General features: G+C 64.6%; 22 protein-coding genes and 2 pseudogenes. 13 read left to right on the top strand and 11 right to left on the bottom strand.

Features of this window, described 5'->3' with window-relative positions; all coding sequences use genetic code 11:
* The 6 genes from HB777_20410 to pcaQ all read right to left on the bottom strand — a co-directional run bounded on the left by HB777_20410 (position 1) and on the right by pcaQ (position 5,818).
* Positions 1 to 1,062, bottom strand: coding sequence for a branched-chain amino acid ABC transporter permease (locus HB777_20410; GenBank protein ID QND66039.1), 1,062 nt, complete (start codon positions 1,060 to 1,062; stop codon positions 1 to 3).
* Positions 1,059 to 1,955 (bottom strand): branched-chain amino acid ABC transporter permease, encoded by an 897-nt coding sequence (locus HB777_20405; GenBank protein ID QND66038.1) that lies wholly within the window; start codon positions 1,953 to 1,955, stop codon positions 1,059 to 1,061. The genes HB777_20410 and HB777_20405 overlap by 4 nt, the downstream gene beginning before the upstream one ends.
* Positions 1,952 to 2,680, bottom strand: a complete 729-nt coding sequence (locus HB777_20400) for an ABC transporter ATP-binding protein (protein QND66037.1) — start codon at positions 2,678 to 2,680, stop codon at positions 1,952 to 1,954. Before HB777_20400 ends, HB777_20405 begins: the two co-directional genes overlap by 4 nt.
* Complete coding sequence (locus tag HB777_20395) at positions 2,677 to 3,420, bottom strand: ABC transporter ATP-binding protein (GenBank protein QND68838.1); 744 nt, start codon at positions 3,418 to 3,420, stop codon at positions 2,677 to 2,679. Before HB777_20395 ends, HB777_20400 begins: the two co-directional genes overlap by 4 nt.
* Positions 3,421 to 3,441: 21 nt before the next feature.
* Positions 3,442 to 4,758 carry an ABC transporter substrate-binding protein gene (locus HB777_20390; protein QND66036.1) on the bottom strand — a complete coding sequence of 439 codons (1,317 nt, stop codon included), beginning with the start codon at positions 4,756 to 4,758 and terminating at the stop codon, positions 3,442 to 3,444.
* Positions 4,759 to 4,900: 142 nt separating this feature from the next.
* A complete protein-coding gene (gene pcaQ / locus HB777_20385) occupies positions 4,901 to 5,818 on the bottom strand; it encodes a pca operon transcription factor PcaQ (protein QND66035.1) in 918 nt (305 codons plus the stop codon).
* A 93-nt stretch (positions 5,819 to 5,911) separates the two neighbouring features.
* On the opposite strand from pcaQ, the gene pcaD reads away from it, so the two are divergent.
* The 6 genes from pcaD to pobA are packed head-to-tail and all read left to right on the top strand — an operon-like array spanning position 5,912 to position 10,724.
* Positions 5,912 to 6,721, top strand: a complete 810-nt coding sequence (gene pcaD, locus HB777_20380) for a 3-oxoadipate enol-lactonase (protein ID QND66034.1) — start codon at positions 5,912 to 5,914, stop codon at positions 6,719 to 6,721.
* Positions 6,714 to 7,121 (top strand): 4-carboxymuconolactone decarboxylase, encoded by a 408-nt coding sequence (gene pcaC / locus HB777_20375; protein ID QND66033.1) that lies wholly within the window; start codon positions 6,714 to 6,716, stop codon positions 7,119 to 7,121. Before pcaD ends, pcaC begins: the two co-directional genes overlap by 8 nt.
* Entirely contained in the window at positions 7,111 to 7,866 is a 756-nt protein-coding gene (gene pcaH / locus HB777_20370; protein ID QND66032.1) for a protocatechuate 3,4-dioxygenase subunit beta, read from the top strand. The genes pcaC and pcaH overlap by 11 nt, the downstream gene beginning before the upstream one ends.
* Positions 7,866 to 8,480: a protocatechuate 3,4-dioxygenase subunit alpha gene (gene pcaG / locus HB777_20365; protein QND66031.1), complete on the top strand. Its 615-nt coding sequence runs from the start codon at positions 7,866 to 7,868 to the stop codon at positions 8,478 to 8,480. Before pcaH ends, pcaG begins: the two co-directional genes overlap by 1 nt.
* 19 nt (positions 8,481 to 8,499) lie before the next feature.
* Positions 8,500 to 9,552, top strand: a complete 1,053-nt coding sequence (locus HB777_20360) for a 3-carboxy-cis,cis-muconate cycloisomerase (protein QND66030.1) — start codon at positions 8,500 to 8,502, stop codon at positions 9,550 to 9,552.
* Positions 9,552 to 10,724 carry a 4-hydroxybenzoate 3-monooxygenase gene (gene pobA, locus HB777_20355; GenBank protein QND66029.1) on the top strand — a complete coding sequence of 391 codons (1,173 nt, stop codon included), beginning with the start codon at positions 9,552 to 9,554 and terminating at the stop codon, positions 10,722 to 10,724. Before HB777_20360 ends, pobA begins: the two co-directional genes overlap by 1 nt.
* 10 nt (positions 10,725 to 10,734) lie before the next feature.
* On the opposite strand, the gene HB777_20350 is transcribed toward pobA, so the two are convergent.
* Entirely contained in the window at positions 10,735 to 11,205 is a 471-nt protein-coding gene (locus HB777_20350; protein QND66028.1) for an NUDIX domain-containing protein, read from the bottom strand.
* A 163-nt stretch (positions 11,206 to 11,368) separates the two neighbouring features.
* Here HB777_20350 and HB777_20345 point away from each other — a divergent pair, with 163 nt between their 5' ends.
* On the top strand, positions 11,369 to 11,902 hold the full coding sequence (locus HB777_20345) for a sterol desaturase family protein (protein ID QND68837.1): 534 nt from the start codon (positions 11,369 to 11,371) through the stop codon (positions 11,900 to 11,902).
* 24 nt (positions 11,903 to 11,926) lie between these two features.
* Here HB777_20345 and rsgA read toward each other — a convergent pair.
* From rsgA to HB777_20325, 4 genes and pseudogenes are all read right to left on the bottom strand, one after another.
* A pseudogene (rsgA, locus tag HB777_20340) lies at positions 11,927 to 12,963 on the bottom strand (ribosome small subunit-dependent GTPase A).
* A gap of 154 nt (positions 12,964 to 13,117) precedes the next feature.
* A pseudogene (locus HB777_20335) lies at positions 13,118 to 13,992 on the bottom strand (carbohydrate ABC transporter permease).
* The gene (locus tag HB777_20330) at positions 13,989 to 14,879 is read right to left on the bottom strand and encodes a sugar ABC transporter permease (GenBank protein QND66027.1); all 891 of its coding nucleotides are present in this window, start codon (positions 14,877 to 14,879) and stop codon (positions 13,989 to 13,991) included. The pseudogene HB777_20335 and the gene HB777_20330 overlap by 4 nt, the downstream one beginning before the upstream one ends.
* A 9-nt stretch (positions 14,880 to 14,888) precedes the next feature.
* On the bottom strand, positions 14,889 to 16,181 hold the full coding sequence (locus HB777_20325; protein QND66026.1) for a sugar ABC transporter substrate-binding protein: 1,293 nt from the start codon (positions 16,179 to 16,181) through the stop codon (positions 14,889 to 14,891).
* A 321-nt stretch (positions 16,182 to 16,502) separates the two neighbouring features.
* On the opposite strand from HB777_20325, the gene HB777_20320 reads away from it, so the two are divergent.
* The 6 genes from HB777_20320 to HB777_20295 are packed head-to-tail and all read left to right on the top strand — an operon-like array spanning position 16,503 to position 21,990.
* Entirely contained in the window at positions 16,503 to 17,774 is a 1,272-nt protein-coding gene (locus tag HB777_20320; protein QND66025.1) for an extracellular solute-binding protein, read from the top strand.
* Positions 17,775 to 17,827: 53 nt separating this feature from the next.
* Positions 17,828 to 18,760: a sugar ABC transporter permease gene (locus HB777_20315; protein ID QND66024.1), complete on the top strand. Its 933-nt coding sequence runs from the start codon at positions 17,828 to 17,830 to the stop codon at positions 18,758 to 18,760.
* The gene (locus HB777_20310) at positions 18,757 to 19,614 is read left to right on the top strand and encodes a carbohydrate ABC transporter permease (protein QND66023.1); all 858 of its coding nucleotides are present in this window, start codon (positions 18,757 to 18,759) and stop codon (positions 19,612 to 19,614) included. The genes HB777_20315 and HB777_20310 overlap by 4 nt, the downstream gene beginning before the upstream one ends.
* Entirely contained in the window at positions 19,611 to 20,351 is a 741-nt protein-coding gene (locus tag HB777_20305; protein ID QND66022.1) for an LmbE-like protein, read from the top strand. Before HB777_20310 ends, HB777_20305 begins: the two co-directional genes overlap by 4 nt.
* Positions 20,348 to 21,223, top strand: coding sequence for an ROK family protein (locus HB777_20300; protein QND66021.1), 876 nt, complete (start codon positions 20,348 to 20,350; stop codon positions 21,221 to 21,223). Before HB777_20305 ends, HB777_20300 begins: the two co-directional genes overlap by 4 nt.
* A complete protein-coding gene (locus tag HB777_20295; GenBank protein ID QND66020.1) occupies positions 21,220 to 21,990 on the top strand; it encodes a GntR family transcriptional regulator in 771 nt (256 codons plus the stop codon). Before HB777_20300 ends, HB777_20295 begins: the two co-directional genes overlap by 4 nt.
* The last annotated feature ends 31 nt before the right edge of the window (positions 21,991 to 22,021 follow it).

The following is a 22,021-nucleotide window of genomic DNA, read 5'->3' as shown; positions in this document are numbered from 1 at the left end:
TCATGCCTTCTCCCGATATGGTGTGGTTTGCTGTGGCGAAGGTGTTGCATCGCCATCGGCTGCCGCAGGGAACCTGACGCGGTAGCCGACCGGCAGCAGGCGCAGGCCAAAACGCTCCTCGATCGTCCCCCACAGGCCGCGCGGCAGGAAGAGCGAGAACAGCACGGCGGTGGCGCCAAGCCCGACCAGATACCAGACACCGGTGCCGCCGAACCATGTCTCGATGAGGAAGAACACCAGCGCTCCCAGAATGGCGCCCTCGAACGTGCCGATACCGCCGACCAGCACCATGAAGATCATGTAGGCGGTCCATTGCACATTGAAGTAGGTCTTGGGCTGGAAGGTGATCGAGGTCGCCAGCCACAGCGCACCGGCAATGCCGATGCCGAAGGCGGCAAGCACGAACAACAGCCGCTTGGTGCCGGTGACGCGCACGCCGACCGAGGCGGCGGCATCCTCATTGTCGCGGATGGCGCGGATCGCTGCACCGGTGCTGCCGCGCAGCAGGCCAAACAGGATGGCGAGCAGGGCGGTCATCGACGCCAGCGCCAGCCAGTAGATCGCTGCTCGCCTGGCGCCGGCGTCGTAGACGTTGAGCGAGATCAGCGATGTGCCGGTTTCGCCCTGCACCAGCCGGTCGAGATTGACCAGAAGATGGGTCAGCGCCGCGATCACCCACATGCCGATGGCGAACTCGCCGTTCCTCAGCCGCAGCATGAACAGCGACAGCGGCCAGGAGACGGCGCCAACGATAATTCCGGAAGCGAAGAGCGCCAGGAACGGGTTGAGGCCGGCATCGGCCAGCCGGATGGCGAAATAGGCGCCAAGCCCGAAGAACACCTGCTGGCCGACCGAGACCAGGCCGCCGAAGCCGGCCAGTGCATTCCACATCGCCGCCAGGATCACATAGACAAACAGGGCGGTCATCCTGTCGACCGCGCCGGCCGACAGGAAGTGCGGCGCGATCGCCAGCAACGCGATGATGATGGCCGCCGCAATCGCGGCGATGCGCGACGTCGCCGTGCCGCGCTCGATGACGGGGGATGTCGAAACGGCGCTCATGTTGGCTTCCTCGTGGGCAAGCGCAGCAGGCCGCGCAGGCCGAGGCCTGAAGTGGAGAGCCGAATGAACAACACGATCAGGAACGCGACATGGCCGCCGATCAGAAACCCTTGCGGATGCACTTGCGCGCCGAGTGTCTGGGCGAGCGCCAGCACGATGCCGCCGACCAGCGTTCCCCACAGCGACCCGGCGCCACCGATGACCGCGGCCTCGAAGGCGAACAGCAGTTGCGGCGCGCCGGCATAGGGATCGAAGGTGGCGCGCATGCCGAGAAACGCGCCGGCAAGGCCGACCGTGACCATGGCAATAGCAGCGGCGATGGCATTGGCGCGGCGTGCGTCGACCCCGACCAGGCCGGCTGTATCCGGGTCCTCCGACGTGGCGCGGATCGAGCGGCCAAGCCTTGTGTGGGTGAGGAACAGTTGCAGCCCGCCCAGCAGGATCACGGCACTGGCGAACATGATCACGGCGAGCTTGCCGACATAGATGCTGCCCGGCCATTCCCAGGAATCATAGGACAGGCTGCCGATATAGGGCGCCAGCGAACGGGTGTCGGCGCCGAACTGCTCGAACAGCAAATTGTCGATGACGATGGCCAGGCCGAACGTGGTCAGGATCGGCAACAAGGCTCCGCCGCGTGCGCTGCGTTCGAGTAGGAAGCGCTGCAGCGCCCAGCCGATCGCAGCCATCAGCGGCAGCACGATGAGCAGGCCGACAAAGGGCGAGATGTGGAAACGCGAGGCGAGCCACCACAGCGCAAAGGCGGCGAACACGGCAAGGCTGCCATGAGCGAGGTTGATGATGCGCATCACCGAAAACATGAACGACAAGCCGCAGGCGATCAGCGCGTAGTAGCCGCCGAGAAGGATGCCCTGGATGATCTGGTTGCTCATGCGGGAACGCTCCCGGGGCTTTTCCGGTGCAGGCCGAAATAGGCCTTCGTCACATCGTCGCGCGAAACCGCCTTGCTCGGCCCTTCGAGCGCCACACGGCCTTCGAGCATGCAGATGACCCTGCTGGATACCGCGAGCGCGCGGTTGAGGTCCTGTTCGACGAGGATGATCGTCGTGCCGGAGGCGATCAGCCCTTGCAGGGCGGCATAAACGCGGTCGACGATCAGCGGCGACAGGCCGAGCGAAACCTCGTCGAGCAAAAGCACGTCGGGATTGCTCATCAGCGCGCGGCCGATCGCCGTCGCCTGCTGCTCACCGCCTGACAGATGGCCCGTCTTGGCATGGCGGCGCGGCTTGAGATTGGGGAACATCTCGAGCACCTTGTCGACGCTCCAGTCGCCTGGCCGCCCAGTGGTCTTGCCGAGCAGAAGGTTCTCCTCGACCGTCATCTGCACGAACAGTTTTCGCCCCTCCGGAACCAGTGCGATGCCCATACCGACACGCTTGTGCGATGGCACGTCGGTGAGATCGGCGCCGTCCAGCAGCACGCGGCCGGCCGCCGGCTGGTGCGCGCCGGCGATCGCCCTCAGCAGCGTCGTCTTGCCGGCGCCGTTGGCGCCGACCAGCGCCAGCGTTTCGCCGCGTTCGATCGCGAAGCTCACGCCACGCACCGCCTGCAGCAGGCCATGCCGGACAACCAGGTCCTCGACCGACAGCAGGCTCATTTGGGGCCTCCGCCGAGATAGGCGCGCACGACCTCGGGGTCGGCCATCACCGTTTGCGGATCGCCATCGGCGATGATCTTGCCGGCGTCCATGCAGATCAGCCGCTCGGCCACCTGAAGGAGAATATGGACGATGTGCTCGATCCAGACGATGCCGATCTTGCGCCGGCGCAATTCCTTGATCGTGTCGACGAGTTCGCCGGCTTCACCGTCGGTCAGCCCGCCGCCGATCTCGTCCAGCAAAAGCAGCGTTGGTCTGGCTGCCAGCGCGCGCGCCAGTTCCAGCCGCTTGCGGTCGAGCAGCCCGAGCGTTTCGGCGCGCCGGTTGGCTACGCCCAGCATGCCGCACAATTTCAGCGAGCCGAGCGCTTCCTCATAGGCTTCGTCGCGGCCAAGGCCTGCGCCATGCGAGGCGGCAACGAAGACATTCTCGAAGGTGGTCATGCCGCTGAAAGGTTTCGGCACCTGGTGCGTGCGCACCAGGCCGAGCCGGCAACGCTGCGTCGCCGCCAGCGCCGTCACATCGCCGCCCTTGAAGCTGACTGTGCCCAAGCTTGGTGGAAAAGCCCCGGCCAGCACGCTGAGCAGCGTGGTCTTGCCGGCGCCGTTCGGGCCGACGATGCCGACCGCCTCGTCGGCAGCCATGGTGAAGTCCACCGCATCCAGCACCACAAGCGCACCGAAGCGTTTGTGGATACCGGCGGCAGCGAGGATCGCCTGTTGTTGCGGATGGGTCACCAGGCGATCCTCGTCAGCGGTCCATCAGCCGTTGTAAGGCAGAAGCTTGGCTTCGACAGGCACTTTGGGATCGGTAGCGTTCTCGGTCACGACGTAATCGAGCGGGAATTTGCTGCCTTCCTTGGCGGCCACCCATTGCGTGCCGATGATCGGGCCGGGCGAGACATTGGCCACCGGCCCGCTGGTGAAGTCGACCTTGCCGACCATGGTTTCGGTTTTCAGCGTGCTCAGCGCCTTGGCCACGGCCGCCTTGTCCTTGGCGTCGGTGCTTGCCTTCAGCGCCTCGAAGCCGGCGTCGAGCAGCGACATCGAAGCGCCGAGTTGCTGCGTCCACTGCTTGCCGCTCGCCGCCTCATAGCCATCGGCCAGCTCGATGCCCGAGACACCGGTCAGCGGCGACTTGTAGGGAAAGGCCTTGTGCCAGTACGCGGCGCTCGAAATCTTCACGCCGAGATCGCCGAGCGCCTCGATGTCGGACGGGAACAGTCCGGTCTTGGCGACCTGGCAGATCTTGATCTGCTTGATCAGGCCTTGCTGCGCCGCCTGCCGCCAGAACGCGGCGAAATCCGGCGGGATCGGGAACGAGTTGAAGATCTCGACGCCTTCCTGCTTGAACAGGGCGATCTGCGAGGAATAGTCGGTGGTGCCGGTCTCATAGGCGCCGGGATCGACAATGGTGAACCCCTGCTTGGCCAGCAGCGGCGCCAAATGGGCGCGGATGGCATTGCCGTCGGCGTCGTTGGGATACATGACGCCGACCTTCTTGTTGGTCTCGATCAGGTTCCATTGCGAGATATAGGCCTTGAAGAACTCGCCGACGCCGAAGCCGAAATGATAGGTCCATTTGAACGGCGAGGGTTCGCCCGGCTTGGCGCCACGGCCGAAATACCAGGCTTCCCACGGCATGACCGTCGACAGGCACGGCACGCCGGCGGCCTCGCAGGCGTCGGCCACCGGATTGATCACCTCAGGCGTTGACACGGCCAGCATCAGGTCGATGGCCTGGTTGTTGATCAGGTCCTTGGCCAACTGGCCCGCGCGCGAGGGATCCGATTGCGTATCCTGATCAAGGATCTCGACGCTGTATTTCTTGCCGCCGATGTCGAGGCCGCCGGCCAGTGCCTTGCGGGCCAGGTCGAGCACGTAGCCGTCGGTCTGGCCGAAGCCGGCGAGCGGCCCGGTCCGCGGGCTGACGAAGCCGATCTTGAGCGTGTCGCCTGCCTGGGCAAAGGCGCCGCGGCCGCCAAGCGTGAGCGCCGCGCCGCCAGCGATCGAGGTGGCGATGAACTGGCGCCGCGAAATGCCTGGAATGCTGGATTTGCTGCCGATGGTGTGAGTCATGAGTTCCTCCCTCTGTGGCTCCTCCACCATCACAGTGCACTACGCATTTGGTTCGGTAAAATGATATTTTGCGGTCTTTCATTAACCCCTGGGTTAGGAAATTTCAGATCGCGACAACATCCGGTTCGAACGACCGGATGCGTCAGCTGCCTTGCCTTGCCGCTTCGCGGATGGTCTGCAGCAGGATGGAGAAGGCCGGCGAGGGCGCCGTGTCCGTCCGCATCGTCAGGCCGACCGGCCCCTTGGTTTCCTCGGTGTTGACCGGCAAGGCGACGAAGGCGCCGCTGCCGAGTTCGTTGGCAACGACGCCGGCCGAAATGATCCAGACGGCATTGCTCTGCCGCAGGAAGGCGCGGCCGAAGGAGTCCGAGACGGTTTCGATCTCGGTTGCCGGCGCCGTCATGCCGTTGGTGATGAACAGGCGGTCGACAAAGGGGCGAATGACCGATTCCCGCGTCGGCATCAGCATCGGGAATTCGTCGAGCCGTGCGAACACATCCTGTCCCGGATCGAGCAGCGGATGTCCCGCCCGCACCACGAACAGCACCGGTTCGGAATAGAGGTGCTCGAAGAAGAAGCCGGTCATGTTTTCCGGCGCCGCCAGCCGTCCGACAACGAGATCGAGCGCGCCGGTGCGCAACTGTTCAAGCAGCACAGCATTTTCGCCGGTGACGATCTTGATCGCCGCACCGGTGCCCTCCTTGAGGAACAGGCTCATGGCGAGCGGCATCACCCGCGCCGACACCGTCGGCAGCGCGCCGATGCGGAGCGGGTGCCGGTTGACCGCTCCGTCCTGGCGGACGGAATCGACGCCTTGCTTGAGTGCCGTGATCGCCGTGCCGGCATGGCGAAGGAAGATTTCGCCGATGCGCGTCAGCCGGATGCCGCGGCCGTCGCGCTCGACCACCGCCACACCCAGCGCCTCTTCCAGTTCGCGCAACGTCTTGGTCACCGCCGGTGGGCTGACATGCAGCAAGTCGGCCGCTCGCGCCACGCTTCCTTGTCGCGCAACTTCAAGGAATGCCTGCAGGTGACGGAACCGGATGCGGCTCTCGGACATGGATTTGATAACCCCTGAGTTAATGAAACGGCGCAAAATATCATTTTACCGAACCAAACGCCTTGTGCAATGTGGGGACGGAGGACCGAAATCGTGCCATTCGTCACCATCGGCGGCATCACGCTGCACCATCGCCACATCAAGGCGGCCGGCAATGCGCGCCCTATCATATTCATCAATTCGCTCGGCACCGACTTTCGGATCTGGGACGAAATTGTCCCGGCGTTTGATGGTGAAATGCCGCTGCTGGTCTATGACAAGCGCGGCCACGGACTGTCCGACATCGGCGACATCAGGTCGATCGACGATCATGTCGACGACCTCTCGGCGCTCATCGATCATTTCGGGCTGAGCAAGGTCGTGCTGTGCGGCCTGTCGGTCGGCGGCCTGATCGCACAAGGCTTCTATCGCCGGCGCCCGGAAATTGTCGAAGGCCTGATCCTGTGCGACACGGCTCACAAGATCGGCACGACAGACAGCTGGAACACGCGCATCGCGACCGTCGAAAGCAAGGGCATCCAGGCCATTGCCGATGGCGTGCTCAAAGTGTGGTTCACCCCCGCCTTCCACGCGGCGCGTCTGGCTGAGCTGGACGGTTATTGGAACATGATGACGAGGCAAGCGCTCGCCGGTTACATCGGGACTTGCGCGGCCGTTCGCGATGCGGATTTCACCGATGCTGCACGCCGCATCGCGGTGCCGACGCTCTGCGTCGCCGGCGACCAGGATGGCTCGACGCCTCCCGATCTCGTCCGCTCGCTGGCCGCACTGATCCCCGGCGCGCGCTTCGAGATCATCCGCGACGCCGGGCACATTCCTTGCGTCGAACAGCCTGAAGCGCTGATCGCCCTGATCCGCGGTTTTATCGCATCGCTTGCCCCTGGAGCAGAAACCCATGGATGAAGTCCCCGGCAACGCAGCCAGATATCGCACCGGCCTCGCGGTGCGGCGCTCGGTGCTCGGCGACCGCCATGTCGACCGGGCCGAGGTCGCCGCCACCGATTTCGACCAGCCTTTCCAGGAGCTGATCACCGAGGCTGCCTGGGGAACCGTGTGGGCGCGGCCGGCCTTCACCAAGCGCGAGCGTTCGATCGTCACGCTGGCGCTGCTGGCAGCACTCGGCCATGATGAGGAGGTTGCCATGCATGTGCGCGCCACCGTCAACACCGGTGCGTCGCGCGACGATATCTGCGAGGCGTTCCTGCATGTCGCCATCTATGCTGGCGTGCCGGCCGCCAACCGTGCCTTCAAGATCGCCAAGGACGTGTTTTCGGAAATGGACGGAGCCAGGAATGCCCGCTGAGTCCGGCTCGAACCGGAGGCCCGAGACCGGCGCCTTCTTCCAGCGCGACCGGACCTGGCATCCGCCTGTTCTGACGCCGAACTACAAGACCTCCGTGCTGCGCTCGCCGCAGAAGGCGCCGCTGTCGTTCGACAACACGCTGTCGGAGATTGCAGGCCCGGTCTTCGGCCACGCGATGCTCGGCGAACTCGACGCCGACCTGATCCACAATTTCGCCAGGCCCGGCGAGAGCGCGCTCGGCGAGCGCATCATCATCTATGGCCGGGTGCTCGACGAACGCGGCGTTGGCGTGCCCGGCGCGCTGCTCGAATTCTGGCAGGCCAATGCCGGCGGCCGCTATCGCCACAAGAAGGACGGCTATCTGGCGCCGCTCGATCCGAATTTCGGCGGCTGCGGCCGCACTATTACAGGCGAGGATGGCGGCTATGCCTTTCGCACCGTCAAGCCCGGTCCCTATCCCTGGCCGAACGGACCGAACGACTGGCGGCCCTCGCACATCCATTTCTCTGTCTTTGGCCACGGCTTCGCGCAGCGGCTGATCACGCAGATGTATTTCGAGGGCGACCCGCTGATCTGGCAATGCCCGATCGTGCGCGGCATCCCCGACAAGGCAGCCATCGAGACGCTGATCGCCACACTCGACATGCAAGCGACGATCCCCTTCGACGCGCGCGCCTACAAGTTCGACATCGTGCTGCGCGGGCGCCGCGCGTCGCTGTTCGAAAACAGGCTGGAGGGCAATTGATGGCCCAGTCGCTCGACCGGCTCAGGGAAAGCCCCTCGCAGACCGCCGGACCCTATGTCCATATCGGGCTGACGCCCAATTTCTGCGGCATCGGTGGGGTCTACCCGACCGACCTTGGCGCCACCATGGTCAACGACAAGACCAAGGGCGAGCGCATCGGCCTGCGCATCCGGGTGCTCGACGGTACCGGTACCCCGCTCAAGGACGCGCTGATCGAGATCTGGCAGGCGGATGCCGACGGGCTCTACAATTCGCCGGCCGAATTGCGCGGCACTGCCGATCCGAACTTTTTCGGCTGGGGCCGTTGCGCGACCGATATGGACACCGGCCTGTGCGCGTTTGAGACGATCAAGCCAGGTCGCGTGCCGTTCAGGGATGGAAGCCTGATGGCCCCGCACATTACACTCTGGATCGTCGCGCGCGGCATCAATCTCGGCCTGCACACAAGGCTGTATTTTTCCGATGAGGAAAAGGCCAATGCCGGGGATGCGATCCTGGCGCGCATCGAGCACCGCATTCGCGTGCCGACGCTGATCGCCGAGCGCCAGGGCGACACCTACGTCTTCGACGTCCATCTCCAGGGGGAGAAGGAAACGGTCTTCTTCGACAGCTGATGGTCAGGAGGAGCAGGACATGACCGTATCGCCCTTCGACCATCCATTGCTCTCCGCTCTTCTCGGCGACGAGGAGGCGAGCCGGCATTTCTCCGTCGAGGCGGAAATCGAGGCCATGCTGGCCTTTGAGCGTGCGCTGGCGCAAGCCGAGGCCGAAAACGGGCTCATCACCGGAGATGCGGCGGCAGCGATCGTGACGGCGCTTGCCAAGTTCCGTCCCGATACCGCCCTGCTGCGGGCTGCCGTCGCCAAGGACGGCGTCATCGTCCCGGAGCTCGTGCGCCAGATCAGGGTGGCGATCGGCGAACCGCATGGCCAGAAAGTGCATTTCGGTGCGACCAGCCAGGATGTCATCGATACGGGCCTGGTGCTTCGGCTGAAATCCGTCGTCGAGCATCTCGATCTGCTGTTGACCGAAACCGTCATGCGCCTCGTCTCACTCGAAGAGCACTTCGGGGGCAGGGCGCTGACCGGAATGACGCGCATGCAGAAGGCGATCCCGATCAAAGTTGCGGATCGCGTAACAGCGTGGCGGGCTCCGCTGCAGCGACACCAGGAGAGGCTCTCGGAACAGTCGAGGCGTCTGCTGGTGGTGCAGTTCGGCGGCGCCGCAGGCACGCTGGACAAGCTTGATGACAAGGGGCCGGCGGTACGCGCGGCCCTTGCCGCGAAGCTCAGTCTTGCCGACGCACCGCAATGGCATAGCCAGCGTGATGCACTCGCCGACTTTGCCGGTCTGATGTCGCTGGTGACTGGCAGCCTCGGCAAGTTCGGCCAGGACATCGCGCTGATGGCGCAAGGTGGAACTGAGATCGAGCTTTCCGGTGGCGGCGGCTCGTCGGCCATGCCTCACAAGCAGAACCCGGTGAAGGCCGAAGCGCTGGTGGCGCTTGCCCGCTTCAACGCCACGCAGCTTTCCGGCATGCATCAGGCGCTCGTGCATGAGCAAGAGCGCTCGGGTACCGCCTGGACGCTGGAGTGGCTGCTGCTGCCGCAAATGGTCGTCGCAACCGCCGCGTCGCTGCGCCTTGCCGCCGAGCTGGCCGGACAGGTCGAAAGTCTCGGCCACTGATGCGCAGCCAGGTCGTTATCGTCGGCTCGGGACCATCCGGCCTGCTGCTCGGCCAGCTTCTGGCCGGCATCGGTGTCGAGACGGTCATTCTGGAACGCGCGAGCCGCGAGCATGTGCTTGGCCGCGTGCGGGCAGGGGTGCTCGAACAGGGCACGGTCGAATTGCTGGAAGAGGCAGGCGCGGCGGCACGGCTGCACGCCGAAGGGCTGCCGCATACCGGCATCTCGCTCGCCTTCGACGGACGCTTGCACCGTATCGACCTCGAGGCACTGACCGGCGGCAGGCATGTCACCGTCTATGGCCAGACCGAGGTGACGCACGATTTGATGGACAAGCGCGACGCGGCGGGGCTGACCACGATCTATGAGGCGGCAAACGTCACGCTGCACGATTTCGACGGCGCCGCGCCTTTCGCCACCTATGACCGGGACGGCGTCACGCATCGGATCGATTGCGACTTCATTGCCGGCTGCGACGGCTATCACGGCGTCAGCCGCAAATCGGTGCCTGAGCGCGCGCTGAAGACCTTCGAGCGGCAGTATCCGTTCGGCTGGCTCGGCGTGCTGGCCGAAGTGCCGCCGGCCGATCACGAGCTGGTCTACGCCAATCACGAGCGGGGTTTTGCGCTGTGCTCGATGCGCTCGACGCACCGCAGCCGCTACTATGTGCAGTGCCCCGAGGGCGACCGTGTCGAGGCGTGGTCGGATGAGCGCTTCTGGGACGAGTTGCGCCGCCGCTTGCCCGAGCAGACGGCGGCAAGCGTCGTCACCGGCCCATCCTTCGAGAAATCGATCGCGCCGCTGCGCTCCTTCGTTGCCGAGCCGATGCGCTTCGGCAGGCTTTTCCTGGTCGGCGACGCCGCCCACATCGTGCCGCCCACCGGCGCCAAGGGCCTGAACCTCGCCGCCAGCGACGTGCGCTATCTCTTCTCGGGTTTGCGCGACTTCTACCGCGACAAAACCGCGACTGGCATCGACGCCTATTCGCAAAAGGCATTGGCGCGGGTCTGGAAGGCGGTTCGCTTTTCCTGGTGGATGACGACGATGCTGCACCGTTTCCCGGATACCGGCGACTTCGGCCAGCGCATTCAGGAGGCCGAGCTCGACTATCTCGTGCAGTCGCGTGCCGCATCGACCGCGCTGGCCGAGAACTATGTCGGCCTTCCCTACTGAAGGCTGGGGATCACCCGACGCCTTGCTGCCTGGCAAAATCCAATAGCATCGGGCGCTGCCCGTTGAGGATTTTCACCTCGGCCTCGGCCAAGGTGAACCAGCCTGCTCTGTCGACCTCCGGGAAGTCCCTCAGGGATCCAGACCGTGGCGGCCATTCCATGGTGAAGCTGTTGCTCCTGATGGCGGCCACATCGATGTCGATGGTCGCCTCGACAGACCAGGCCGAGACGATCTTGCCGCCCGGTTGCCTGTAGTCGCCAAGCCGCGCGAAGTTGCCATCGACCTTGACGCCGAGTTCTTCCTCTGTCTCGCGTTGCGCTGCCGTCAACTCGTCCTCGTTCTCGCCGACAAGGCCCTTCGGTATCGACCAGGCGCCATCGTCCTTCTTCGCCCAGAACGGTCCGCCTGGGTGAACCAGCAACACCTTGAGATCGCCGTCACTGCGGTGATAAATCAGCAATCCCGCACTGCGTTTTGCCATTTCATACGTCCGCTTGCTAAGCCGGCAGCCTGCCGATGATCCTTGAGGCGACCTTGCGCCAGGGGATTGCGACGCTATGTCAGGCGCGCCTGCATTGCACCTCACCCGCGACTCCGGCAATCTGATACTATCGCTTATTTGGCGGCACGAAGGCTAGGTGACGATGCAACTCGGTCTTATCGGCTATTATAGCGACTTCGTGGTGTATCCGCTGGTGATCGCCGTGCTGGCAGTGGCAGGGCTGCTCGAGGCCGGCGAAGAGAGTGCGCCAGGCTGGATCGGCACGGTTCTCGCCTGCCTCGGCCTCTGGACCCTGACTGAATACCTCCTGCACAGGTTCGTCCTTCACCACATTCCCTACATCAAGGACCTGCACGATCGTCACCATGTCGAGGAGCGCAGTTCGGTGGGCACGCCGACCTGGCTCAGCCTCGGGGTGCATGCGCTGGTGGCGTTTTTGCCGGTTTGGATGATCTCGGATTTCGCCACCGCGAGCGCGGTGAGCTGCGGGCTGATGTTGGGGTACCTGTGGTACATCAGCGTCCACCACATGATCCACCACTGGCATCCCAGTCATCCGAGCTATCTCTACACGCTCAAGCGCCGGCACGCCGTGCATCATCACATCGACGAAACGGCCAATTTCGGTGTTACGTCGGCACTTTGGGATCGGATCTTCGGTACCGCGCGGCTCTGAAACCAGGCGCCTGCGCCTCGCGGCTCAACGCCTCTTTCCGCGACCGCCGGGAGACTTGGCTCCGCGAGGTCCGCTCTGAACCGGCGTGTTGTTCTGGTTTTCGTCGGACAGTTTGCGCCAGCGGGCAAGGCGCTCCGGGTCGAGCGTCCCGGCCTTCAGGGCCGCCTGCACGGCGCAGCCCGGCTCATGCACATGCGTGCAGTCGCGGAACTTGCACAGCGGCGCAAGTTCGGTGATTTCGGCAAACAGCGTGTCGATGCCGGAGGCGACGTCGCTGACCTGCAGCGTCCGCATTCCCGGCGTATCGATCACCCAGCCGCCGCCGGCAATGGAATGCAGCGATCGCGACGTGGTGGTGTGGCGCCCCTTGGAATCGTGTTCGCGAATGCCTGCGGTCTGTTGCGGCGATTGCTGCGCCGATCCGGCCAGCGTGTTGACCAGCGTCGATTTGCCGACGCCGGAGGAGCCGATCAGCGCCACCGTCTGGCCAGCACCGCACCAGGCAGCCAGGACGGTCGCCGCATCCGACGTGCGTGGGTTCAGCATCACGACCGGCAATCCACGCTGCAACGCGGCAGCCTGCCTTTCATACGCCTCGGCGTCTTCAGCGGTATCGGCCTTGGTCAGCAGGATCACCGGCGTCGTTCCGGCCTCGTTGGCCAGCGCCAGATAGCGCTCGAGCCGGGCGGGATTGAAGTCGGCATTGCACGAGGTGACGATGAACAGCGTGTCGACATTGGCGGCGGCAAGCTGCGGCACCCGGCCGCCCTGGGTGCGACGCTCCAACACCGTCTTGCGGGTCAGGCGGCGCTGCACAAGGCGCTCATGTCCATCGACCAGCACCCAGTCGCCGACGGCATAGTCGCCGGTGTTGGCCTGCGCCGGCAGCGTTAGGTCGACTGGCCCTGCCTGGGACAGGCCGGTCAGGCGGTCGCGATGGACCGTAGCGATCCGCGTCGGAACGAGATTGGCTTCGCCGGGCTCGAGCTGGTCGCCAAAAAATCCGTCCAGCCCAGGCTAGCGAGCGATGGCGTGGAGTGATCCGTCACGGCTTTGACCACGGCGTCACGGACATTGGACAGTATCCCTGGCAAAATCGAAGGAGAGGCGGACCACGACCTCGGGCGGGCGATTGCCCAGCTGTATGGGCGGCATGGCGGCATTTGGCAAGCAGGGCCGTGGCCGAAGGCGGAACGGCAAGCTTCGGTTCAAAACCTATCCCTTGATCGCCGAGCCGACGATGGAATCGACGAAGAAGCGCTGCAGGAAGACGAACAGCAGCAGCGGCGGCAGCACGGCAAGCGTGGCGCCGGCCATCACCAGGCCGGTGTTGACCGCCCCCTGTTGTAGCTCAGCAGGCGGCTGAGGCTGATGACGATCGGATAGGCGTCCGCATTGCCCTGCAGCACGGTCAGCGGCCACAAATAGCTGTTCCAGTGATAGACGAAGGCAAACAAAGCGAGTGCGGCGATCGCCGGCGCGACGCTAGGCGCCACGATCTTGAACAGGATCAGCAGCTCCGATGCGCCATCCATGCGCGCGGCATCGATCAGGTCGTCCGGCACGCCTGATATGAACTGGCGCATCAGGAAGATGCCGAAGGCGTTGGCGAGATTGGGCACGATAATGCCGGCCAGGCTGGCGTTAAGGCCTATCGACCCGACCAGGCGGTAGAGCGGGATCAGCGTCACGATCGGCGGCAGGAACATGGTGGCGATCAGCAGGGAAAACAGCAGCGACTTGGCGGGGAAGTGGTATTTGGCGAAGGCGTAGCCGGCCATCATGCTGGTCAGCAGAATGCCGGCGGTCGTGATCGAGGCGATGACCAGAGAGTTCCACATCGAGCGGCCGACATTGACCACGCCCGAAACCTTCTCATAGGCGTCGAGGCTCGGCGTGCCGGGGATCCACACCGGTGGCACCTGCATGCTTTCAGCCGGGGTCTTGAGACTCGACAGCACCATCCACACCAGCGGGAAGGCCGAGGCCACGGCGACCAGCAGCATCAGTGTCGCCAGCAGCGCCTTGCGGCCGGACGGGCGTCTGCGCGGCAACCAGCTCGGCGATCTCGAATAATCGACCGCGCTCATTCGTCGTCCTTCCGGTTGACCAGGGCAAACAGCGCACAGACCACGACGATCAGCGACAGCATCAGCATGACAGCCATGGCCGAACCCAGTCCGCCCTGCGCGCGCTCGATGCCGACGCGGCGGATGTGGTAGGTCAGCACATTGGTCGAGCCGACCGGTCCGCCCTGCGTGATGAGGGCGACCGGCTCGAACACCTGCACCGCATTGATGATGGCGATGACGGCGCTGAACAGCAGCGTGCGCCGCAGCAGCGGCAGCGTGATGAAGCGGAACTGCTCGCGCCGGTTGGCGCCATCCAGCTTTGCCGCTTCATAGAGGCTGCCGGGGATCTGCGTCAGCCCCGCGATCGCCAGCACTGTGAAATAGCCGACCTGCTGCCAGACATTGAGGAAGACGATCGAAATCAGCGCCGAGCGTGGCGACGACAGAAAGGGCTGCGGGCCGATGCCGACCAGGCCGAGCATCTGGTTGAGTGGCCCTTCGCTGGGCGAATAGAGTTTCGACCAGACCAGCGCCACCGCGATCATCGGCACCATGTAGGTGGCAAACAGCACGGTTCTCAGCGCGGTGCCGCCTGCAATTTCGCGCTGATAGACCATCAGTCCGAACGCCACCGACAGAGGCAGGATGAGGATGACCGACAGCGCCGTGTAGATCGCGGTGTTGGCAAGCGCGCCCTTGAAGTCACGTCCGACCGAGGTCGGGCCGAAAATCTCGCGGAAATTGTCGAGGCCGATGAAGCTTGCACTGGAAAACGGTGTCTGCGTCGACCAGTCCTGGAAGGACAGCCAGACAGTGAGCAGCATCGGCAAGAGGACGAAAACGCCGATCAGCGTCACGGCGGGTGCCAGCATGATGCCCGCCGAGGCACGGTACCTGTTGATCATGGCTCCAGTCTACTTGGCGGCGCGCTCCAGGATAGAGGTGGCGTCGGCCTGCGCCGTCGCCTGCGCATCCTTGGCCGAGACCTGACCGTACTGCAACGCCTCGAGCGTCTGCTGCAGGGATTCGCTGAACTCCTGGCCGCCCGGCACCACCGGGAAGGGCTTTGCATCGGCCAGCACGCTGACATAGCCGGACAGGAATTCCGAGCCGAGCTTGTCCTTGTGCGCCCCGATGTCGGACAGGCGCGACGGCAGGATGCCCATCGACATCAATATGTCGGACATCGCCGAGGCGCCGTTCTTGCCGGACTTCGGGTTGTTCAGCCATGCCAGGAAATCCCAGGCCGCCTTCTGCTCGGCTTCGCCGGCATTGGCATTGACCACGGTCATCCAGGAATAGGAGATCGAATGCGGCTTGTCGCCGCTCGGGCCGACCGGGATCGGCGCGGTGGCAATGTCAGCGAACCTGTCGCCCATGCCGCCCTTCAGCGCACTCTCCCACCAGTTGGCCATGATGATCATGCCGGTCTTGCCGGAGACGAAATTGTCCAGAAACGGGCCGGTTGTGTTGGCGTCGGCCGTCGCCATGGCGGGCACGCTGGCGCCCGACTTGATCAGGTCCTCGTAGAGCTGGAAGGTCTCAGTGGCCTGCGGGCTGTCCAGCACCGGTTTGCCGTCCTTGACCAGGTCGCCGCCATTGGAAACCAGCAGCGAGGCGAAGGGATGGACGACGCCCGCCGCCCAGGAATTGATCATGCCAAAACCCTGCTGGCCGGCATCCTTGTTGGTCAGCTTCCTGGCCGCGTCCTTGAACTCGTCCCAGGTCTTTGGGGCAGCAGTTATGCCGGCCTGCTTGAACAGCGCCTTGTTGTAGTTCAGCGCGTAGACGTCGATCTCGTTGGGAATGCCGTAGAGCTTGCCGCCGACCGAGGCGGCGCTGACGACGCCCGCTGGCCACGCATCCTTGACCTCGCCGGCGACCGCGTCGGGGGCAGGCGCGACAAGCTTGTCGCGGGCGAGTTCGGGCAGCCACAGATCGTAGATGCCGCCGATGGTCGGGCCGTCCGAGCCGCCACCCTGGGAGCGCAGCGTGGTCAGGAGATCGCCGAACGGAACGGCGCGCACGGTGACGCTGACGTCCGGATTGGTCTTCGCATAGTCCTTGGCCGCCGCTTCCAGCAGCGCGACGGTCTCGGGCGACCAATGCGTCAAATATGAGATGTTGACCGATTGCGCCCAACTGGTGACGGGCAGGAGCGCCAGGCTCGCGGCCAGGGCCAGTTTCGAAGTCCAGGCAACAGACATTCCTCATCCTCCACTTGGCATATCGATCACGATGACGTTATGACAACATGAGACGATGGCGCAAGTGCCTGTTTGTGAAAAAGCTACGGATGACATCGAGCAGAATTTCCTTGCAGCTGCTTCGCAGGGAAATTTATGTAAATTTAACAGATAGTTATGCCGAGTCCTTGGGCAAAAGAGCCTGCCGTCTCCGTTGCGCAGGCGCGCCAGACCTCTTGCGAATACCGCTATGTCGTTATAATGACTTTTCCCGAGCGATTGACTCTTTCGTGGTCCTGAGCGCCGCGAAACGCCAAGACTGAGAACAATGGGAGACTGGCAATGAGCATGCTTTCGATTCACCGACGCGCAGCCCTTGGCCTGATCGGCGGCCTCGCCGCCGCTTGCGCCGGCATCTTTTCCACCGTGCCGGCGAAGGCCGATAGCACGGTGACATTGTGGAGCTGGCGCACCGAGGACGAAGCCGCAATGCGCCGCATCTTCGACGCCTTCGAGGCCAAGACCCCCGGCATCAAGGTCAACATCCAGTTCACGCCGGATGCCGACTACCAGAACCGGCTGAGCACGGCGCTGCGCGGCGGCCGCGGACCGGATATCGCCCAGCTCAAGGCCTACGGTGAATTGCAGCCCTTCGTCGACGCCGGCTATCTCGATGCACTGGACGACAGCGTGCCCGAGCTGAAGAACATGGCCGATGCTGCCCTTGGCGGCGCGCGCGGCCGCACCGACGGCAAGGTTTATGGCGTGCCCTATTCGGTGCCGATGATGGGCGTCTTCTACAACCAGGACATCTTTGCCGCCCAGGGCATCGAAATCCCCAAGACCTACAAGGATTTCGTCGCCGCCTGCGACAGACTGAAGGCGGCCGGCATCACCCCGATCGCCACCGGCGGTGCCAACGGCTCGGCCTGGGAGCTGGAGATCGGCGTCGGCGTCGTCGGGCCTACGGTCTACGGTCCGGGCTTCTACGATGAGATGATGGCCGGCAAGGCGACCTTCGAGGATCCCCGCTATGTCGCGGCACTGAAGCGCTTTGCCGAGCTGAAGCCCTATTTCCCGGATGGCTTCGCCGGTATCGACTACACCACCGCGACGCAGCAGTTCATCGGCGGCAAGGCGGCGATGTTCCTCGGCGGCTCGTTCGAGAATGGCAGTTTCAAGGCGCAGAACCCGAAGCTGAAATTCTCGATCTTCCCGTTCCCCACCGATGATGCCGGAGCAAAACTCTACACCTCGGCCTTCTCCGACGGCTCCTATGGCCTGGTCTCCGAAAGCGCCAGCAAGGAAGCCGCGACTAAGGTGCTGGGCTTCATGGCGTCGGCCGAATTCGCGCAGATGTTCGCCGATGAGCTCGGCTGGCCGCCGGCCCGCACCGACGTCACGGTGAAGGACCCAGTGTTGGCGCAGATGATGGAGATGTCGAAGAATTCGACGCCTTATCTGACGCTGGTCGGCTTCCGCTGGCAGTCGCCGACGGCCTCCTCGGTCCTGCAGTCGGAAATCATCGACATGGTCGAAGGCAACATCGCGCCGGAGAAGTTGGCGGCCGACATGCAGGCTGCGGTCGCCACCTGGTTCAAGCCGAAACAGTAAGGAGCCGGGCCGGTCGCATCGCGGCCGGCCTCTCGCGGAACAGAAAACAGCGCATGACCAACCTTCGCCGCAAAAGCAGCCTTAAGCGCACGCAGCAGCGCATGGCCGTGCTTTTCATCCTGCCGGCGCTGGCGGTCTATGCTCTGTTCGTCCTCTATCCCTTGGCGATGTCGCTATGGGGCAGCTTCTTCATCTGGAAGGGGCTGCGCATGGTCGAGTTCGCCGGCCTGTCGAATTTCTCGCGCCTGTTCGTCTTTCCGAGCGGCGCGCGGCTCTACGGCGCGCTGTGGCACAACACCGCCTGGTTCTTCGGCATCATGGTCTTCCAGAACGGCATTGGCCTGCTGTTCGCCTGGCTGCTGTTCCTGCGCGACAAGGGGGCTGCCTTCTTCCAGTCGGTGTTCTTCTTCCCGGCGGTGCTGAGCCCGGTCATCGTCGGCGCGCTGTGGCGCCTGCTTTTGGCGCCGGGCGGCGTCGCCGAATGGGCGCTCAACGGGCTCGGCCTGCATCAGGGCAGCCTGACCGTGCTCGGCAACAGCCACACCGCGCTGGGGATGCTGATCGCCGTCGATGCCTGGAACTGGATGGGCCTGCCGGTGCTGATCTACACCGCCGGCCTGCGCCAGATTTCCGGCCAGATCTTCGAGGCGGCGAAGCTCGACGGCGCCGGCAATGCGCGCATGCTGTTGTCGATCGCACTGCCGTTGCTGATGCCGGCCATCGGCACGCTGACGACGCTGTCCTTCATCAACACCTTCAACCAGTTCGATATCGTCTATGTCATGCAGGGCGTGCAGGGCAATCCGAGCTATTCGACCGACACGCTGGTGACCTATTTCTACCGGCTGGCCTTCGGCGCGGAGGGTGCTGTCGGCATCACCGATATCGGCCTGGCACTGGCGCTGGGCACCATGCTGTTCCTGATCCTCAGCATCGGCACGCTCATGATGCTGCGCTTCTTCGATCGCCGCACGGTGCAGTTATGAGCGCGCTGGTGAACGCGCAGAGGTTTGTGATCTCGCCACGGTTGGCGCGGCTGCCTGGCTGGACCGTGCTGGTCGTATGGACGGCTGCCGTCCTGCTGCCGCTCTACATCCTCGTCGTCTCCTGCTTCAAAACCACGGCCGAGATCTACGACAACCGGCTCGGCCTGCCGCAAAGCTTTGCCTTCGACAATTTCGTCAACGCCTGGACGCGAGCTCACCTCGGCCAGAATTTCGTCAACAGCCTGATCGTCACCGGCGGCGCGGTGGTGCTGACCATCGTCGTCTCGGCCATGGCTGCCTATCCGCTCAGCCGCTACAGGCTGGGCTGGAACGGCATCATGCTTGGCCTGTTCCTGGCCGGCATCATGCTGCCCATAAGGTTGGCCTCGGTCGAACTGTTCACGCTGATGCGCAATCTCGACCTGCTCGATTCGCTGACCGGCCTGATCCTCGTCTATTCGGCGATCCGCATTCCCTTTGCCGTCTTCATCTTCGCCAATTTCATGCGCGTGCTGCCCTCCGAACTCGACGAGGCGGCGCGCATGGACGGCGCCGGCGAGGTCCGCATCCTGTTCCAGATCATCCTGCCGATGGTGAAGCCGGCGGTGTCGATCGTCGCCATCTTCACGGCCATTGCCGTGTGGAACGACTTCTTCTTCCCACTGATCTTCATCTTCGACGACCGCTACAAGACCGTGCCGCTGGCGATCAGCGTCTTCGTCGGCCAGTTCCGCACCGACTGGGGCCTGGTGTTTGCCTCGCTGGCGATCTCCATGGCGCCCATCCTGATCATGTATTGTCTGCTCGCCCGCCAGATTCGCGAAGGCGTCGGCGCCGGGGGAGGCATGAAATGATCGAAGACAGGATCTACGCCGCAAGCTCCATCCTGGTGGTGGGCGCGCACGCCTTCGATGCCGAGGTCATCGCCGGCCCGCTGGCGGCCGCCGCCGTGAAGCGCGGTGCGACCGTGACCTTCCTGCATCTCACCATGGGCGAACAGGGTCACCCCTGCCTCATCCCAGCGCATTATTGCGTGCAGAAGGAAGAGGAAGCGAGCAGGGCGGCTACGCGCCTTGGGGTCAAAGTGCGCAGCCTTGGCCTGCGCGACGCCTTCCTGCCTTCAGACGACCAGACGGCGCTTGAGGTGTGCGACGTCATTCGCGAGCTCAGGCCAGAAGTCGTCATCACCCATTGGCACGGCAGCTGGCACAAGGACCATCGCGCCGCCGCGCATCTGACGCAGACCGGCATCTTCTTCGCCGCACTGCCGACTGTTGCGAGCGACCATGCAGCACACACACCGCAATTGCTTTTGTTCGGCGAGAACTGGGAGGACGATGACGGTTTCCGCCCCGAGCATCTCGTCGATGTGAGCGACGGCTTCGACACCTGGAGCGAAGCGGTCAAGGAATACGAGCTGGCGCGCGGCCTGAGCAGCTTTCCCTATGTCGACTATTACAGCGCACTCTACCGGCTGCGCGGCTGCCTGCGCGGCACGCGCCACGCACAGGCGTTCGCGGCGGCCTCGCATTCGTGGAATGCCGGCAGTGGCCTGTTCTCGCCGCCGTTCGGCAAGGGGCCTGGCCGATGACGCGGGTTCTGGCCATCGATCTCGGCGGCACCAATCTGCGCGCCGCCGTCCATACCGGCGATGTGCGCATGCTGGAGATGTTGAGCCGCGAGGCCGCACCGGCAAGCCTCGACGCCTTTGTCGTCCGCATCCGCGCGCTGTGCGCCGAGGCGGGTGCGGTGGAGGCACTGGGCATTGCGGTGCCCGGCCTGGTCGAAGGCTCGGTCTGCCGCTGGGTCCCCAATCTCCCCTGGCTCGACGGCGTTGACGTCGCGAGATTGTTTCCGGGTCTGCGCATCGCGCTTGGCAATGACGCGCAGATCGCCATGCTCGCGGAAGCCGTCGAAGGCAGTGCGAAAGGCATGTCCGACGCGATCCTGCTGGCGATCGGCACCGGCATCGGCTCCGCCGTGCTGGCCAACAGCCGCATCGTTGCCGGGGCGCGTGGCGGCGCCTGCTCCTTCGGCTGGGCCTGCGCCGACATCGAGGATCAAGGCGAGGAGCGCAGCGGCTGGCTGGAGCGCGTCGCCTCCGGCCGGGCGCTCGACACCCTTGCGCAACAGATCGGCTTGGCCGATGGCGGCAGGCTGATCGACGCCGCTCGGGCCGGCGAGAAAGCGGCACTTGCCGCATTGGAGGCGCCGGCGCGTCGGCTGGGCACGGCGCTGGCCGGCGCGGTCGCGCTGCTCGATCCGCAGGCGGTGCTGATTTCCGGCGGCCTGGCGGAGGCGCTCGACATGATCCGGCCGCCGCTGCTTGCCGAGATGCGGCGGCACCTGCCGCCGCATCTCAAGCGGATTGTTCTGCGGCCAGGACAATTCGGTTCTCGCGCGGGTCTGGTCGGGGCGGCGCTGGCCGGGCTGGCGGGAAGAGAGTGGAGGCAGGTGCGATGAGCGAAGCGAGCTTTCAGCAACCCGATCGCAGACGACCGGAGCCGCTCTGGTATCAGGTCGAGGAAGCGATCCGCGCCATCGTCAAGAGCGGCGAATGGGCAACCGGCGACCAGATTCCGGCCGAAGACAGGTTGTGCGCCCTGTTCGGGGTCAGCCGCATCACGCTGCGCCACGCCTTGCGCAATCTGGAGGAAGGTGGGCTGCTGCGCCGCGAGCACGGCCGCGGCACCTTCGTGCGCTCCACCACGCTTGTCGCGGGCACCCGCGAACTGACCAGCTTCACCCAGGAAATGGGCAATATGGGCGTGATCGCCGGCTCGCGCCTGCTCGATTGCAGCCTGACGACGGCCAATGCCGCGGCGGCCGGTGCGCTGGAGATCGAGGAGGGCGATCCGGTGGTGCGCATCCGGCGCCTGCGGCTCGGCAACAGCGAACCGATCGGCATCCAGACGGCGCAGCTCTCGGCCGTGCGCGTGCCTGGTTTCCTCGACGCCGGCCTGCTGCAGGGCTCGCTCTACGAGGCGCTGGAGCGCCATTACGGCATCGTGCCGGTGGCGGCGCGCGAAAACTACCGCGTCGGCGCGGTCGGTGCTGCCGATGCCGAACTGCTTGATCTCTCGGTTGGAAGTCCCGCCTTCGTGGTCGAGCGCATCACCACCGACGAGCGCGGTCCGTTCGAATTCACCGTCTCCATCATGCGGGGCGACCGCTACGAAATCCGCTCGACGCTGCGCGCCGGGCGCGTCCCGTCAACCCCAAGAAGCTGATCCATCCCAAGCCGACACTTAAACAGGAGTG

This window comes from Mesorhizobium loti (genome assembly GCA_014189435.1).
GTDB classification, from domain to species: Bacteria; Pseudomonadota; Alphaproteobacteria; order Rhizobiales; family Rhizobiaceae; genus Mesorhizobium; species Mesorhizobium loti_G.
The sequence above is the reverse complement of the archived record's forward strand: the minus strand, read 5'-3'. Positions and strand labels throughout refer to the sequence as shown.

What these genes read in the sequence shown, in the direction of transcription:
- HB777_20410 (QND66039.1), bottom strand. Translation starts at nt 1,062, where the DNA reads ATGAGCGCCGTTTCGACATCCCCCGTCATCGAGCGCGGCACGGCGACG.
- HB777_20405 (QND66038.1), bottom strand. Translation starts at nt 1,955, where the DNA reads ATGAGCAACCAGATCATCCAGGGCATCCTTCTCGGCGGCTACTACGCG.
- HB777_20400 (QND66037.1), bottom strand. Translation starts at nt 2,680, where the DNA reads ATGAGCCTGCTGTCGGTCGAGGACCTGGTTGTCCGGCATGGCCTGCTG.
- HB777_20390 (QND66036.1), bottom strand. Translation starts at nt 4,758, where the DNA reads ATGACTCACACCATCGGCAGCAAATCCAGCATTCCAGGCATTTCGCGG.
- pcaQ (QND66035.1), bottom strand. Translation starts at nt 5,818, where the DNA reads ATGTCCGAGAGCCGCATCCGGTTCCGTCACCTGCAGGCATTCCTTGAA.
- pcaC (QND66033.1), top strand. Translation starts at nt 6,714, where the DNA reads ATGGATGAAGTCCCCGGCAACGCAGCCAGATATCGCACCGGCCTCGCG.
- pcaH (QND66032.1), top strand. Translation starts at nt 7,111, where the DNA reads ATGCCCGCTGAGTCCGGCTCGAACCGGAGGCCCGAGACCGGCGCCTTC.
- pcaG (QND66031.1), top strand. Translation starts at nt 7,866, where the DNA reads ATGGCCCAGTCGCTCGACCGGCTCAGGGAAAGCCCCTCGCAGACCGCC.
- HB777_20360 (QND66030.1), top strand. Translation starts at nt 8,500, where the DNA reads ATGACCGTATCGCCCTTCGACCATCCATTGCTCTCCGCTCTTCTCGGC.
- pobA (QND66029.1), top strand. Translation starts at nt 9,552, where the DNA reads ATGCGCAGCCAGGTCGTTATCGTCGGCTCGGGACCATCCGGCCTGCTG.
- HB777_20350 (QND66028.1), bottom strand. Translation starts at nt 11,205, where the DNA reads ATGGCAAAACGCAGTGCGGGATTGCTGATTTATCACCGCAGTGACGGC.
- HB777_20345 (QND68837.1), top strand. Translation starts at nt 11,369, where the DNA reads ATGCAACTCGGTCTTATCGGCTATTATAGCGACTTCGTGGTGTATCCG.
- HB777_20330 (QND66027.1), bottom strand. Translation starts at nt 14,879, where the DNA reads ATGATCAACAGGTACCGTGCCTCGGCGGGCATCATGCTGGCACCCGCC.
- HB777_20325 (QND66026.1), bottom strand. Translation starts at nt 16,181, where the DNA reads ATGTCTGTTGCCTGGACTTCGAAACTGGCCCTGGCCGCGAGCCTGGCG.
- HB777_20320 (QND66025.1), top strand. Translation starts at nt 16,503, where the DNA reads ATGAGCATGCTTTCGATTCACCGACGCGCAGCCCTTGGCCTGATCGGC.
- HB777_20315 (QND66024.1), top strand. Translation starts at nt 17,828, where the DNA reads ATGACCAACCTTCGCCGCAAAAGCAGCCTTAAGCGCACGCAGCAGCGC.
- HB777_20310 (QND66023.1), top strand. Translation starts at nt 18,757, where the DNA reads ATGAGCGCGCTGGTGAACGCGCAGAGGTTTGTGATCTCGCCACGGTTG.
- HB777_20305 (QND66022.1), top strand. Translation starts at nt 19,611, where the DNA reads ATGATCGAAGACAGGATCTACGCCGCAAGCTCCATCCTGGTGGTGGGC.
- HB777_20300 (QND66021.1), top strand. Translation starts at nt 20,348, where the DNA reads ATGACGCGGGTTCTGGCCATCGATCTCGGCGGCACCAATCTGCGCGCC.
- HB777_20295 (QND66020.1), top strand. Translation starts at nt 21,220, where the DNA reads ATGAGCGAAGCGAGCTTTCAGCAACCCGATCGCAGACGACCGGAGCCG.